The 14,196-nt window shown below is 62.3% G+C and carries 12 protein-coding genes; 2 read left to right on the top strand and 10 right to left on the bottom strand.

Going from position 1 to position 14,196, the window contains the following annotated elements; translation table 11 throughout:
* Positions 1 to 104: 104 nt before the first annotated feature.
* Both ACIQ2A_RS12075 and ACIQ2A_RS12070 read right to left on the bottom strand, forming a co-directional pair.
* Positions 105 to 1,727, bottom strand: a complete 1,623-nt coding sequence (locus ACIQ2A_RS12075; RefSeq protein ID WP_398479301.1) for an ABC transporter substrate-binding protein — start codon at positions 1,725 to 1,727, stop codon at positions 105 to 107.
* A 128-nt stretch (positions 1,728 to 1,855) separates the two neighbouring features.
* Complete coding sequence (locus ACIQ2A_RS12070) at positions 1,856 to 3,280, bottom strand: NAD(P)-binding domain-containing protein (protein ID WP_398479299.1); 1,425 nt, start codon at positions 3,278 to 3,280, stop codon at positions 1,856 to 1,858.
* A 261-nt stretch (positions 3,281 to 3,541) separates the two neighbouring features.
* Between ACIQ2A_RS12070 and ACIQ2A_RS12065 the strand changes: the two genes are divergently transcribed.
* A complete protein-coding gene (locus ACIQ2A_RS12065; protein WP_398479297.1) occupies positions 3,542 to 4,456 on the top strand; it encodes a LysR family transcriptional regulator in 915 nt (304 codons plus the stop codon).
* Here the strand turns inward: ACIQ2A_RS12065 and ACIQ2A_RS12060 are convergent, their stop codons facing one another.
* The 3 genes from ACIQ2A_RS12060 to hydA form a co-directional block, all read right to left on the bottom strand.
* Complete coding sequence (locus tag ACIQ2A_RS12060) at positions 4,457 to 5,218, bottom strand: SDR family oxidoreductase (RefSeq protein ID WP_398479295.1); 762 nt, start codon at positions 5,216 to 5,218, stop codon at positions 4,457 to 4,459.
* 1 nt (position 5,219) lies between these two features.
* Positions 5,220 to 6,194 (bottom strand): NAD-dependent epimerase/dehydratase family protein, encoded by a 975-nt coding sequence (locus ACIQ2A_RS12055; RefSeq protein WP_398479293.1) that lies wholly within the window; start codon positions 6,192 to 6,194, stop codon positions 5,220 to 5,222.
* Positions 6,195 to 6,263: 69 nt separating this feature from the next.
* Positions 6,264 to 7,733 (bottom strand): dihydropyrimidinase, encoded by a 1,470-nt coding sequence (hydA, locus tag ACIQ2A_RS12050; protein ID WP_398479291.1) that lies wholly within the window; start codon positions 7,731 to 7,733, stop codon positions 6,264 to 6,266.
* 148 nt (positions 7,734 to 7,881) lie between these two features.
* Here hydA and ACIQ2A_RS12045 point away from each other — a divergent pair, with 148 nt between their 5' ends.
* Positions 7,882 to 8,544 carry an aspartate/glutamate racemase family protein gene (locus ACIQ2A_RS12045; RefSeq protein WP_398479289.1) on the top strand — a complete coding sequence of 221 codons (663 nt, stop codon included), beginning with the start codon at positions 7,882 to 7,884 and terminating at the stop codon, positions 8,542 to 8,544.
* A 54-nt stretch (positions 8,545 to 8,598) separates the two neighbouring features.
* Here ACIQ2A_RS12045 and ACIQ2A_RS12040 read toward each other — a convergent pair whose 3' ends face one another.
* The 5 genes from ACIQ2A_RS12040 to ACIQ2A_RS12020 form a co-directional block, all read right to left on the bottom strand.
* Positions 8,599 to 9,531 (bottom strand): N-carbamoyl-D-amino-acid hydrolase, encoded by a 933-nt coding sequence (locus ACIQ2A_RS12040; protein WP_398479287.1) that lies wholly within the window; start codon positions 9,529 to 9,531, stop codon positions 8,599 to 8,601.
* A gap of 54 nt (positions 9,532 to 9,585) precedes the next feature.
* Positions 9,586 to 10,221, bottom strand: a complete 636-nt coding sequence (locus ACIQ2A_RS12035; protein ID WP_398479285.1) for a flavin reductase family protein — start codon at positions 10,219 to 10,221, stop codon at positions 9,586 to 9,588.
* Between the two features lie 184 nt (positions 10,222 to 10,405).
* The gene (locus tag ACIQ2A_RS12030) at positions 10,406 to 12,058 is read right to left on the bottom strand and encodes a long-chain-fatty-acid--CoA ligase (RefSeq protein WP_398479283.1); all 1,653 of its coding nucleotides are present in this window, start codon (positions 12,056 to 12,058) and stop codon (positions 10,406 to 10,408) included.
* Positions 12,059 to 12,080: 22 nt separating this feature from the next.
* Positions 12,081 to 13,391: an aminotransferase class III-fold pyridoxal phosphate-dependent enzyme gene (locus ACIQ2A_RS12025; RefSeq protein ID WP_398479281.1), complete on the bottom strand. Its 1,311-nt coding sequence runs from the start codon at positions 13,389 to 13,391 to the stop codon at positions 12,081 to 12,083.
* Positions 13,392 to 13,401: 10 nt separating this feature from the next.
* Positions 13,402 to 14,196, bottom strand: a 795-nt coding sequence (locus ACIQ2A_RS12020; protein ID WP_398479279.1) for a hydantoinase B/oxoprolinase family protein, incomplete at its 5' end; no start/stop codon positions are given.

Genomic DNA, 14,196 nt, shown 5'->3' with positions numbered 1-14,196 from the left:
GCGATCGTCAGGGCTGCATCGATAGTTGTCACCGCAGCCGCTGTTTGCCGGAATGCGGGCCGCCGTCAGGCGGCGGCTCGCGGTGTGCCGAAGCCGGATCACGTTCATTTCCGGCTGAGGTCCCGATAATCGACCTGGCGATGGAATTGATAGGTGTAGCCTGTGATGTTCGACGCCATCACCGCATCCTGGCTGGGCTGCCACAGCGGGATCTGCGGCATGAGATCGAAGTTCATCGCATTGAGCTTCTTGCCATCGTCCTCATATTTCGCCTTGTCGGCTTCAAAACGGGCCTTCTGCGCCAGCGCAGTCAGGTCCGGATTGTCGATGGAGGAGTAATTCCAGCGCTGATTGCCGGTGTAGAAATTCCGATAAAAATAGTCGGTGGACGGCAGCCACGCGACGATGCCCTCCGCGAAGAACGGCACCTTCTTTTCGGTGATCTGCGTCGACATCTGCGCATCCGGCAGCTTCTGGATATCAACCTTGATGCCGATCTTGCCGAGCGACTCCTTGAGCAGCGCAGCCATCGGCTCGGCCGTCGCCGACTGGCCGACATTGAAGCTGAAGGTCGTCGAGAACCCGTCCGGATAGCCGGCCGCCTTGAGGTAAGCCTTCGCCTTGTCGAGATCGAGCTTGATCGGCTGCGGGATCGGGAATGCGCCGCTCGGCGGCTTGCCGTCGGCCCAGGTCGCGCCGGCCAGCAGCAGGCCGCGTCCGAACAGCGCCGCCTTGAACATATCGTCATACGGCAACGCATAGGCGATCGCACGGCGCACATCCGGCTTGTCGAATGGCGGCATCTGATTGTTCATCGAGATAAAGGTGATCGCATTGTATTGCGGCGTCGAGATCACCTGCAGCTTGCCTTTGGCCTCGAGCGCCTGTGCATCGCTGGCCTGGAGATCGATGACGATATCGGCATCCCCCTTCTCCACCAGACTTGCGCGGGTCGCAGGCTCCGGCACCGACTGCACGATCAGGCGCTTGAAGAAGGCCTGCTTGCCATCCGGCCCGCGGTTCCAGGCGTCGTTACGCTTCAGGATGACCTGCTCGCCCGGCTTGAACTGCTCGATCACATAGGCGCCGCTGCCCGCGGTGTTTTCCTTCAGCCACTTCTCTGCCCACGGATCATCTTCCGTGACATGGGCCTTGGCGAGCTTCGAGTTGATGATGATCGGATAGACGGTGGCGAGGTTCGGCAAGGCCAGCTTGTCCGGCTGCGGCAGCGTGATTTCGATGGTCAGCGGATCAATGACCTTGAACTGGCTCGCATCGGTCATCGACCCCGTCAGCAACTGCGCCTTTCCGAGAACCTTGGCGGTGACCACCCGATCCAGCGACCATTTGACATCCTCCGCAGTCACCGGAGAGCCGTCCTGGAATTTGGCGTCCTTGCGCAGCTTGAACGTGATCTTCAGACCGTCCGGACTGACATCAAAGGATTCCGCGAGCTCGCCGCGAATGGTGTCGAGATCGAACACCCATTTGCCGTTCATCTGCTTGCGACCGAATGACACGAGACGATCGTAGGTCGACAGGCTGACCGCGAACGCTTCGCGGGTCGAGCCCGGAATGTTAGGATCGAGCGTATTGACTGCGGCGCCGGTCAAATACCGCAGCGTTTCAGCACGGGTCTGCGCATGCGCGGATGGGGCGCTACTTGCGATCGCAAAGGTCAGGCACGTTGCCGCGATCCACACACGCTTCGAATGCACAATGCTCATCAACGATGTCCCCGTTTGTTTATATCTAGGCAGCAGCTGCAGTCTCAAATATCGAAGCAATAGACATGCCAACATCCCGATGCATGTCGCAGAAATGCCGTGCATCACATGCGGCAATGATGCGGTTCTCACGCATTGGTCGCACCCGCTTGCCGCACGACCGCCTGAGGAACATCGTAGGCACTGAACGAGGCCCAGTGCCTGTCGATATCGGCGCGAAACAGGCCGCGTGTGAGACCGTGCACCAGCTTTGGCACCGCTGTGGTCATGGCATTGATCGACGATCCCGACGGCCCGAAGCTCATCGTGGACGCAATCGCGAAGAGGTGGATGTCGCGTATCCACGGCGTCTGGCCCGCCACGCGCTCGCAGAGTGCATAGTCGTCGGCGAGATAGGGAAATTGCGCCAGCCGTGCGCTCTGCTCATCTCCGGGCGGCCGGTATCGATCTGCCCAGCGCGCAATATTGTGGGCGCAGTGCTGAAGTTCCACCCGCCCGCGAAAATCCATTTCGACACCGGTGCCACAGACAACGAGATCCGCAACACACTCACCACGCGACGTCTGCAGCACGACGCCGTCCGGCGTCTCGCGTGCGCCCTCGATCTGCACACCCTCCTGCAGATCAAAGGCAGCGTGACGCGCGCAGCGGTCATAGGTCGGCTGCGGAAAAGCCTCGCGCATTTCCAGAATGGCGCGCATGAAGCGCCAGCGCCATGCATCATCGAGATCCGAGAAGTGGCGCAGGAATCCGCGGAATGTCAGCCAGCGATAGGGCTGGACCAGCTGGATGGCGGTGCGGCGACAAAGCAGGTGAACGGCGGCGGCGCCATGTTCGAGCGCAGTCGCGGCATTATCGAATGCCGACGCGCCAGCACCGATCACCGCGACGCGCCGGCCGCGCAGGCTTGCGAAGTCGATGGATGCCGCGGAGTGCACGCAGCGCTCGGCCGACAGGTGACGCAGCGGCGCCGGAATGCTCCAGTCACCCATGCCTTCCTGACCGGTGGCGAGCACCACCTTGCGTGCATGAATGCGTTCCTCGCCGTGTCCGGTGCGCATGGTCACGGCGAGCAGGTCATGATCGGCCGGCGCGATGTCGATCACCTCGCATCCGTTGCGCACCGGCAGATCGAGCACGCGGCGATACCACAGCAGGTAATCCGCCCAGTGTTCGCGTGGGATAAGATTGAGATCACGCCAGCTGTCGGGGCCATATTTGGCTTCATGCCATGACTGATAGGTCAGCGAAGGAATATCCAGGTCGGGGCCGGTATAATCCTTCGGGCTGCGCAGCGTCGGCATCCGTGCGTAAGTGAGCCACGGACCTTCACGACCTTCCTCGGCCTTGTCGATGACGCGAATGTTCGTCACCTGCGAACGCCTGAGAGCAAATGCGATGGCAAGCCCCGACTGTCCGGCACCGACGATCAAAACGTCGAGCGCCGTTGTACCGTCCGGCGCGGATACCGGCGTCAGCCACGGCATTGACGGATGAGCCGTCTTCGCGAGGTCGGATCGAACAAGCTCAGAATGTGCAGCGAGACCATCCATCAAACACAATCCTCACAGCGAGGACTCCGCACACAGCAAGTGGCGGCTGAGGATTTATCTTGATGCAGCAGATACCACTGCGCCCGACGGAAACAATCGCTCACGCTTTCTCCACTTCGCTCAAACCGACACGTCGAAGACTAGCAAAGCAAGATCAGAACCAAGTATGCTAATTTGTCCTGCGGCCATAATCAGTCGTTATGGGGGCTGGCAGCAGGTCAGACGCGGGATCTCGCCTCCTTTTCGCACCGGTAAATGCACATGCGCCTAAACTTGCGGCAGATTGAAGTATTTCGCGCCATCATGATGACGGGCTCGATCAGCGGTGCGGCGCGATTGCTGTCCGTATCCCAGCCGGCCATCAGCCGCCTGCTCGCTTACACCGAGGATGGACTGAAACTGCAGTTGTTCGAGCGGGTCCGCGGCCGCATTCAGCCGACGCCGGAGGCGCGACGACTATTCGTCGAAGTGGACGAGGTACATCGCGGCGTTCTGCGTATCAACGATCTCGCCGATGAATTGCGCGCCCATGGCATCGGCTCGGTCCGGGTCGTGGCAAGCCCGAGCGCCGGCCACAGCATGGTGCCCGATGCGATCGCCAGACTGCGCCGACGCTTCCCCGATCTCAAGGTGGAGTTTGAAACACTGACCCTGCTGGAGATTATCAGTCGGGTCGCCACTGCGCGTGCAGATCTGGGCATCTCGGTGCTCCCGGTCGACGAGCCGACCGTCGATGTCGAGGTCATCGCCGAAGGATCGTTGAATGTGGTCATGCCGTCGGATCATCCGCTCGCCAAACAACGGAGCATTCGCGCCCGCGAGCTTGCGCCCTATCCATTGATCGGCTTCGGTGGTCAGACGCCTTACGGCCATATCGTCACCGAAGCGCTGGCGACAAGCGCCGAGCCGGTCCGCATCGCGACGGTGGTGCGCTTTACACCCGATGCCTGCGCCATGGTCCGATCCGGTGCAGGCATCGCCGTCGTGGATGAATTCGTGCTACGCGGCCATGCATGGCCCGACCTGGTCTCACGACCACTTGCGCCACGAACTGCCATGAAGGCCTATCTTCTTACGCCCCGCTTCGAGCCGCTCTCACACAATGCCGCAGCGCTTGCGCAGATCCTGCGCGGAAAAAACGGGCCGGCGCGCGAGCGCAAGCCTGCGCTGTCCTGATCACGCAGCGAGCCAGCCGCCATCGACCGGCAATACAATGCCGGTCACAAAGGACGATCCGTCACCGGCCAGATAGAGCGCCGCCTCGGCCACTTCCTCGGCTTGACCGAAGCGTTTCATGGCATGGCGCAGACGTGAGGTTTCTCGCACAGGTTCGGGATCTGCATGGCGCGCAAAGCTGCGGCGGAGCATTGGCGTATCGATCGCGCCTGGCGCAATCGCATTGACACGGATGCCATCGGGCGCGAAGTCCACTGCCATGGTGCGGGTCAGGCTGACGATGGCGCCCTTTGCGGCGATATAGGCGGTATTGCCCCGACCACCGGCGACCGCGAGTTGCGAGGCCAGCGTGATGATTGCCCCCTTCCCCTGACGCTGCATCACCGGCACCGCCCCGCGGGCCCAGAGCCAGGTGCCGCCGACATTGGCGCGGAACACCGCGTCCCAATCTGCGGGATCGGTCGTGACCACTGTGCCGCCGCAAGAGAAACCCGCCGCCGTCATCAGCACATCGATGCGCCCATGACCCGCGACGATGGCATCGACAGTCGCCGTCGCAAACCCCGCGTCGCCGACATCGCCGACATAAACCTTGCCGTCACCTCCCGCCGCCCGCAATGTCGCGAGCGTCTCCTCGGCGCCGTCCGCATCACGATCGACAATGGCGACATAGGCGCCTTCGCCCGCAAACAGCAGTGCACTGGCCCGACCGATACCCGATCCGGCACCGGTGACGATCGCAACCTGCCCAGCCAGTTTCATTTCATGCCACTCCACCATGTTCGCGCAGCCAACGGCTCAGATGATCGGCCGATGCACCGCAGTCGAAGCTCGCGTGCCAATTAAATTCGTCTTCGATACGCCGCACCGAGAGCGGCGCACGTATCGGCCCATGCACCATGACCGTTGGTGCTTCGCCCGTCCCCGCGAGCCTGCATGTAAAGCCGGGATTCAGAGTGGCGAATGCCTCACCCCAGGCCTCCGCGGTGTAGGTCATGCCGCTTGAAATATTGTAGAGATCATGACGCGGCCGCTCCGCCTCCAGCAGGAGCTGCACGGCGGCCGCCACATCGAGCGCATAGACCCAGTCTTTCTCGCCCGCATCGCTCAGCAGGGCCGAACGCTGTTCGGTACAGCAAGCCATGATCAAGGCTTGCGGCGATGGCGTGTCGCGTACACCACCCGCCCGTTCCCACGGCCCGAACACACCAGACAGGCGCACGCTGATGATGTCCATCTGCCAGAGATCGGCGAGCCGTGCCGCGACGCGTTCGGACGCAAATTTGGTGATGGGATAGAGAGCGACCGGATCGCATGGCGTCTCTTCCTCCAGCACCGCAAACCGCTGGCCGCTCGCGCCATAGGCCGCCGCGGAGGACAGATTGATGATCCGCTTGATCCCGGCATCCCGCGCCAGTTCCAGGATCGGCACTTGCGCGGCCAGATTGACCTGCAGGATGCTGCCCGGATCGGCCGCATCGCGCGCCGCTCCCGCGGTGATCGCCGCGCCAAGCAGCAGGGCGTCGACGTGATTACCGACAACTGCGGCCACGGCTGCACGATCGGTGACATCCCCTTCAACGACGTGCAATCGTTCCCCATGCGCAGCAAAGGCACGTTGTGCCGCTGCCGGCAACGGAGCGCGGTCGAACAACGTCACGCTGTGCCCGCCGTCGAGCAATCTGTCCGCAATATTCAGGCCTACGAAGCCCGTGCCGCCGAAGATCAGGACATGCATGGATTTACATCTCCGCAACCAGCGCCGTGCATGAGCATCGACCGTTTCCTTCTTTGATATGCGATGCGGTCACAGCAGTTTGGCGCCGAAATTCAGCTCAGGATTCATATCCGCGACCAGCCGTCCCGTCGGCCTGGCAGCTTCGCCACCACTCCGCGGCAGGAAACGGCCGCAACCCGGCTCTGCCGATCGCTTGCCATCATCAACAATGACGCGGCCACGCGACAGCACGGTCACCGGCCAGCCTTGCAAAGTGCGTCCGGCAAATGGCGTGTAGCCTGTGAGGTCGTGCATCATGTCATCGCTCACGGTGACGCGGCGCTCCGGATCCCAGATTGCAATATCGGCGTCGGCGCCGACCGCAATCGATCCCTTGCGCGGATGCAGGTTGTAGATCTTGGCCGGCGCCGTCGCCGTAAGCTCGACGAACTTCTCCAGCCCGAGCCTGCCCTTCGACACCATCGCATCGAACAGCAATGGCAGGCGCAGTTCGAGGCCCGGCAGACCATTCGCGATCTGCTTGAAATTCGGATTGGGTCCGGCGCGCAGCTTGCCGGTGTCGTCGAACCGATAGGGCGCATGGTCGGACGAAATCGTCTGCAGATCGCCTAGCGACAAGGCCTGCCACAGCGCTTCCTGATCCGCGGCTGTGCGCTGTGGCGGGCTGCACATCCATTTCGCGCCCTCAATGCCGGGCTTGTCGAGATCCTCGGCCGTCATGAACAGATATTGCGGGCAGGTTTCAGCGAAGACCTTGAGCCCCTCGCCCCGCGCCTGCCGTATCACCTTTGCGCCCTCGGCAGTCGAGACGTGGAAGATCATGATCGGCTGATCCACCAGTGCCGCGAGGCCGATGAGCCGGTTGATCGCCTCCGCTTCGGAGAACCGGGCATGGCTGGTGGCGTGAAACTTTGGGTCGGTGTAGCCGCGTGCCAGCAACCGTTTCACCATCCAGGAGATGATGCCGTGATTCTCCGCATGGGCGCAGAACATCGCACCACCCTCGCGGGCCGCCATCAGAATATCGAGGAGCTGCTCGTCGTCGATCTTCAGCCGGTCATAGGTCATGAAGATCTTGATCGAGCCATGCCCCTGCTTGATCAAGGCCGGCAGATCGCGCTCCAGCGTCTCCTTGGTCGGATCCGCAATGATCATGTGAAAGGCATAGTCGATCACTGCACCCTTGCGGGCCAGTGCATGATAGTCCTCGAGCACCTGAGGCAAATGCATGCCAATATGCTGGGCAGCGAAGGAGATCACGGAAGTTGTACCACCGAAAGCCGCCGAGGTGGTCGCACTTTCGAACGTATCGGCATTGACGATACCGGCAGCCGAGAGCTGCTCGATATGGCAGTGGGTATCCACGCCGCCCGGCAGCACGAATTTGCCGCGCGCATCGATCTCGCGCTTGGCGCCAGTCAGCCCGCGCCCGATGGCAGCGATTGTTTCGCCTGAAATACCGATATCGGCTTCGAAGACGTCGGTGGTGGTGGCGACACGTCCGCCGCGAATGATGAGGTCAAATACGGGGGCGGTCATGGCTGTCTCCGTGACTATCGATGCTGAGCACATATGGACGACATTTCTCTTGCCGCGTGTCTGTGTGCCGGATGCGTGACATCATCGTCTTCACCCACGGCATAATTTTTGCTCCTTTCTGGGATCCGTCAATACAGGACGCATTGAAATGCCTCGACCGCGCATCCTCGTCATCAACCCGAACTCCAACCGTATCGTGACCGCAGGATTCGCCGATGCGCTGAAACCGCTCGACTTCCCGACCGGGCCCGAGATTGTTTGCGAGACCCTGGAAGATGGACCATTCGGCGTGGAGAGCCAGGCCGATGTCGAGCGCGTCGCGATGCCGCTGCAACAGCTGATCGCGCGCGATACGACTTCGGCCGCTTTCGTGATCGCCTGCTACAGCGATCCAGGGCTGCATGTTTGCCGCGAGGCGACGACGCGCCCGGTATTCGGTATCGCCGAATGCGGCGTGCTCACCGCGCTGACCCGCGCCGATCGCTTTGGTGTCATTGCCATCGCGCAGCGCTCGATCAACCGTCACTTGCGGTACCTGCGGCAGATGGGATTGATGGATCGCCTTGCCGCCGAACGCCCGCTCAACATGACCGTTGCGGAGACCGCATCGGGGGACGGCACGCTGCTCAAGATGATCGCCGTCGGGCGTGCGCTGAAGGACGAGGACGGCGCCGGTGCCATTGTGATGGGTTGCGCCGGCATGGCGCGACATCGCAAGCCGCTGGAAGACGCGCTCGGCATCCCCGTAATCGATCCAACCCAGGCAGCCGTCACCATGGCGGTCGGCGCGGTGCAATTCGCGGCGAGTTGATCGCCGGCCGACGCGATCCCCGGCCGATGTCGTGCATGCCGGAAACCAATCACATCACGTTTCCGGCGGCAGGATCACGCCGGTCTGGCTGGTGATGCGACCATAGTGCTCGATACGCCGATGACGGGCGAAATCGAAGATCGTCTTTTTCCCGAACACGGTGTCGTCGAGGTCGCATGGATGGACCAGCAACTCATCGCCGTCTGTCTTTGCCTCGATGACGACCTCGCCATCCGGATTGACGATCAGGCTGCCGCCGATCAGCGGAAAGCCATCCTCATCGCCGGCCTTGGCCACCGACACCACCCAGCATGAATTCTGATAGGCGCCGGCCTGCACGGCCAGGCGGTTGTGGAACAGCCGCTTCTCCGGCCCCTCGCTGCCCTTCTGCGAGTTGAAAGACGGCGTGTTATAGCCGATCAGCACCATCTCGACGCCCTGCAGGGCCATGACACGATAGGTCTCCGGCCAGCGTCGGTCGTTACAGACCGCCATGCCGAAAATCCCATCCAGCGTACGCCAGACCGGAAAGCCGAGATCGCCGGGCTCGAAATAGCGCTTTTCCAGATGCTGGAAATCGCGCTCGGGATCGAATTCGGAATGGCCGGGCAGATGGATCTTGCGATATTTGCCGACAATCTTCCCGGTGCGATCGGTGAGAATGCTGGTGTTGAAGTGATGACCATCCGGCGTCAGTTCCGCATAGCCGAAATTCATCGCCATCTGATATTCGGCGGCACGCGCAAACAGTGGCTGAACCGCTTCATTCGGCATGTCGCGTTCGAACCAGAGATCAACCTCCGCCTGATCCTCGACATACCAGCGCGGAAAGAAGGTTGTGAGCGCCAGTTCGGGATAGACGATGAGGTCGGCGCCTTTGCTCTTCGCCTCGTCCATCAGCGCAAGCATGCGCTTCACGACAACCTCGCGCCCCTCGGCACGCTGGATCGGCCCGAGTTGGGCGGCTGCGACATTGATCACGCGCATCGCGCTGCTTCTCCGTGATGATCTTCAAGATGATCGTGACGCATCGGGCACTTTCTACCCACGCGCACTCTGCCATGCCTCCAGGCTCGGCACATTCAGTTCGAACCGGTCGCCCATCCGCACATAGACGTTGCCGCCAATGCGACCGATCGGCCAATAGGCCTCATAGTTTGTCCGCAACGTTTCAGGGTCAACCACGCCATCGCGAACATGCAGGCCGAGAATTTCACCAACTAGCAGATCCCGCTCCGCGCCAAAATTCATCATCGTGACCTGGCGACATTCGAGCGCCACGGGCGCACCGGCAAGATAGGGCACCGGTCCATGAATGCCATCGGCCAAGGCGAGATTCAGCGCAGCGGGTTCGCCGATCTCAGCCGGAAAACCGATCGAACAGTGGGCCATGTCAGCGGAAAATGCTTCATCGACCATGTGGACAACGAAGTGTCCGGTCGCCCGCACATTGCGCGTCGTGTCTTTCACGACGCCATCGGGCTTGGCCTGCAGCCCGACGACCACCAGCGGCGGATTTTCGGAGAACACGTTGAAGAACGAAAACGGTGCGGCATTGACGACGCCCTCCGCAGATATCGTCGTGATCAATGCGATCGGGCGCGGCACCACCAGACCTGTCAGCAATTTGTAACGCTGCGGCCCGCTGCAGGCCGCGAAGTCAAAACTCAACGTCATGTGATCTTCCCGAAGCACTGTGCATTTGGAAGGCACGTGGGAACGAGGTCAATGCGCTTTAACAGGCAATCACTGCCTCGATTTAAGCCTCGCCGCACAAATCCGGTCAGTTTGCATTGGTCATACGGTCTCGGTTCCCCCAGGCACCGTCGCGAATTCCCGCGAGACGGATCGTCTGTCAACGTCAGCTCCATTCGGCGTCCTGCAGAAGCCGCCAACTGATCTTGTTGCTTTCGGAGCGTGGCAGGCTCTCGACGAATGCGATCGCACGTGGCGCCTTGTAGCTCGCCATCGTCTGGCGGCCCCAGGCCACGATATCCTCGGGCGTGACCGAACCTTTTGCACTGTCGTGCAATGCGATCACCGCCTTCACGGTTTCCCCGCGATAGCCGTCCGGCGCGGAGATCACGCAGCATTCCCGGATTGCTGGATGGCCATACATGGTGGCCTCCACTTCAGCCGGCCAGACCTTGAACCCGCTGACATTGATCATGCGCTTGAGCCGATCGACGGCAAAGAAATAGCCGTCGGCATCGCGATAGCCGAGGTCGCCCGTGCGGAGGAAGCGCCGATGTCCGATTGTGATGAAGGTGGACGCATCGGCCTCCGGCCTGTTCCAGTAGCCGCGCAGCACCTGAGGACCGCTGACGATAATCTCGCCGGTCTCGCCCACACCGAGCTCCACGCATGTATCCGGATCGATCACCCGCGCGTCCGTTTCATGCACGGCGATGCCGAGACACTGCCGTTTTGGCGCGGCCATTGGATTGATATGGGTCGGCGACATGGTTTCGGTCATGCCATAGCCCTCGACGAAATCGAGACCGAAACGCGATTTGAGCCGTTCGGCGACAGCGACCGGCATCGCCGCTCCGCCGCCGGTGATGACCTTCAACCGTGCGAAGCAGTCATCGCGGAAATTCGGGCTCGCCAACACGTCCACGATCATGGTCGGCGCCGCGTTCCAGAACGTGACCCCGTATCGCGCGAACAGCGGCGGGATCATTTCCTTGTCCCATCGCGCCGTGATCACCAGCGTGGCCCCCGCAACGATGGCTGAATTCATCGATCCCTGCATGCCGGCCACATGAAACAGCGGCATGAACGCGGTCATGACATCGTCTTTCCCCATGCCATACCAGCGCGCTTGCAATACGGCCGTGAACAGCACGCTGCGATGCGTGTGCATGCAGGCTTTCGGCTTGCCTGTCGTACCGGACGTATAGGGAAAGAGGCACATATCATCAGGACCTGCCGTCTTCGGCGCAGGTTGCTCTCCTGCTGCAATGACATGCATCCACTCGTGCCAGCCCGGCGCGTTCGGGATGGCAATATCCTGCGTCACGCAGGCCGGCAGCGCATACGGCGTCTGATCCGGCAGGTAGTCACGATAGCGCGCAGCAATCACCACATCGAGATCAACCGCAAGAAGCGGCGTGAAAACCTCAGCAAGTTCGCTGCCGGCGATCGCCACCCTGGCGCCGCTATCGGTCGCCATGTAGCTGACCTCTGCAGCCTTGTTCATCGGATTGATGGGCACGACGATGGCGTCGGCGCGCATCACCGCGTGATAGGCAATCACATATTGCGGCGAGTTCTGCAGCGCGACCAGAACGCGGTCGCCGGCTCGCACGCCGCATCTGTGCTGCAGATAGCCTGCCAGCGCATCCACCTGCCGCAGCAGTTCCGCATAACCCAGCACGCCGTCATAGAAGACCGTTGCCGGATGATCAGGACGATCCCGCGCCGCGCGTGACAGCGCGTCATACAGGATGCCGTCCGGCATCGGCAATTCATGAGGCTCACCGCAAGGCCAAAACGGCGATGCGTTAGTCATGGCATCCTTTCCAGCAATCTCGTCAATGATGCAGCCTCGATCGTTCATGCTCCCGATCCGCAAGATCGAGGCCATGATCGAGCGCAGCCAGAAGCCGCTCGGCGTCCTGTTCGCTGATGATCAGGGGCGGGGCGAGGAATAGCGAGGTTTGCTCCCCGCTGGTGCCGATCACCGCGCCGGCCTCCATGGCCAATGCAGCGACACGCGAGGCGATCGGATTTTCCGTGGTATCCCCGGCCCAGTTGCGCCAGTCCGGCCCGTGCAGCTCGACGGTCCAGTGCAGGCCCTGCCCGGCGACGCGGCTGACGCTCGGATGGCTGCGCGCAATCTCGAGCAGGCGCTTGCGGAAGAACCCCTCCATCGTGCGGACGCGCGCCAGAATGTCTTCTTCGGTCACCACTTTCAGATAGGCGCTGACGGCCGCCATGCTGATGGGATGACCGCGCAGCGTGCCGTAATTCTGCCAGCTCGATCCCTTGAGCATCTCGACGATCCGCTTCGAGACGACCACCGCCGCCACCGCCGCAGCGCCGCCACCGAGCGACTTGCCGAGGGTCACGATATCCGGCCGGCTCGCTGCGCCCTGAAACGCGAACCAGCGACCGGCACGGCCGGCGCCGGTGACGACCTCGTCAGCGATCCAGATCGACTCCGCCGCCGCCGCATGGCGTGCGACTTCGTCCTGATAGGTGCCGTCGTAATAATTGCCACCCTGGGTGTAGTCGATGATGGTGGCGGCGGTGCCGCTGAGTGTGTCCGTCGCTTCGGCAAGACGCGCCGCGACCGGCCGATTGTCCGGCAACGAGCCATAGATCGCACCATCCGGTGCCGGAAGAATCTTCACCGGCGCCATCGGTGCCGGGAGGCGCGAGCCACCGGCCTGCACCGCAAGGCCGCCATGCCAGTGCGGCTGCACGGTCATGCTGCGCGACAGGCCGACGATGCCGTGATAGGCGCGCTCACGCGTCGCCAGCGCGGACTTTTGCGTCAGCGCCTGGCACAGTGACAGCGCCATGTCATTGGCTTCGCTGCCGGAGATGCAGAAGCGCACGCCGCCGACCCAGTCCTCGCCTGCAAAGGCGGTATCCATCAGATCGTCGGCGGCCTGTTCGCGGCCGATCCATGTCCAGCCTTCGTTGACGACCGGCGTATCGGCGGCATTGCGGATCGCTTCCACCATGCGGGGATGGCGATGGCCGAGGCCGCCGCCGGTATTGCTGCCGTCGATGAGCTTGCGACCATCCTTGAGATGGAAATACACGCCCTCGCCGCCGACCACGGTGAGCGGGGCGCTGTCGCCGGCATTGAGTCCGGTGCGTAGCAGTCTGCTCATGGTTCTCTCCTCAGACCGCCGTACCGAAACCGCCGCCACCGCACATCTCGACGGTGATGACATCGTCCCGTTGCAGGACAAGATTGAGCTTGCCGTCGAGATCGGTGGTGACGCCATCGCGCAGCAGCGTCAGACGACCGCCCTTGCCGGGCTCACCGCCGCTCAGCCCGAATGGCGGGATCAGCTTGCGCTCGACGCAGCTTGTCAGATGCATGCTCGGCGCCAGCACGCGATAGCTGCGCACGACGCCGTCGCCGCCGTGATATTTGCCGCCGCCGCCGGAACCCCAGCGGATGGCCTGTTTCTCAACGCGGATGTTGTAATTGGCCTCAATGACCTCGGCCGGGGTGTTCGACGTATTGGTCAGATGCACGCGCGTCGCCGAGCAGCCATGGCGATCATGGCGCGCGCCCTCACCGCCGGCATGGACCTCATAAAGCATCTTCCACGATCCATCGGCGCGCGGCTCGGAGAATGACAGCATCCCCGACGTGGTCGCGCCACCGGCCGAGAGGCGCTCCGGAATCACATCCTTCATCGCGAGGAAGATCGCGTCGACGATGCGCAGCGACGTCTCGTGATTGCCGGCGGCCACGGGCGCAGTGAGGCCAGGATCGAAGATCGAGCCAGGCCGGGTGATGATGGTGAGCGGGCGCAGTGCGCCGCCATTCTGCTGCATGTCACGCCCGCTCATGATGCGGGCCGAATAGGCGACTGCGGAGCGCGCAATGAAAGATGTGGTGTTGCAGAAGTTCGAGACGCGGTCGCAACTGCCCGAGAGATCGAAGGTCGCTTCGTCGCCCTC

Source organism: Tardiphaga sp., from assembly GCF_044336785.1.
GTDB lineage: Bacteria > Pseudomonadota > Alphaproteobacteria > Rhizobiales > Xanthobacteraceae > Tardiphaga.
The sequence above is the reverse complement of the archived record's forward strand: the minus strand, read 5'-3'. Positions and strand labels throughout refer to the sequence as shown.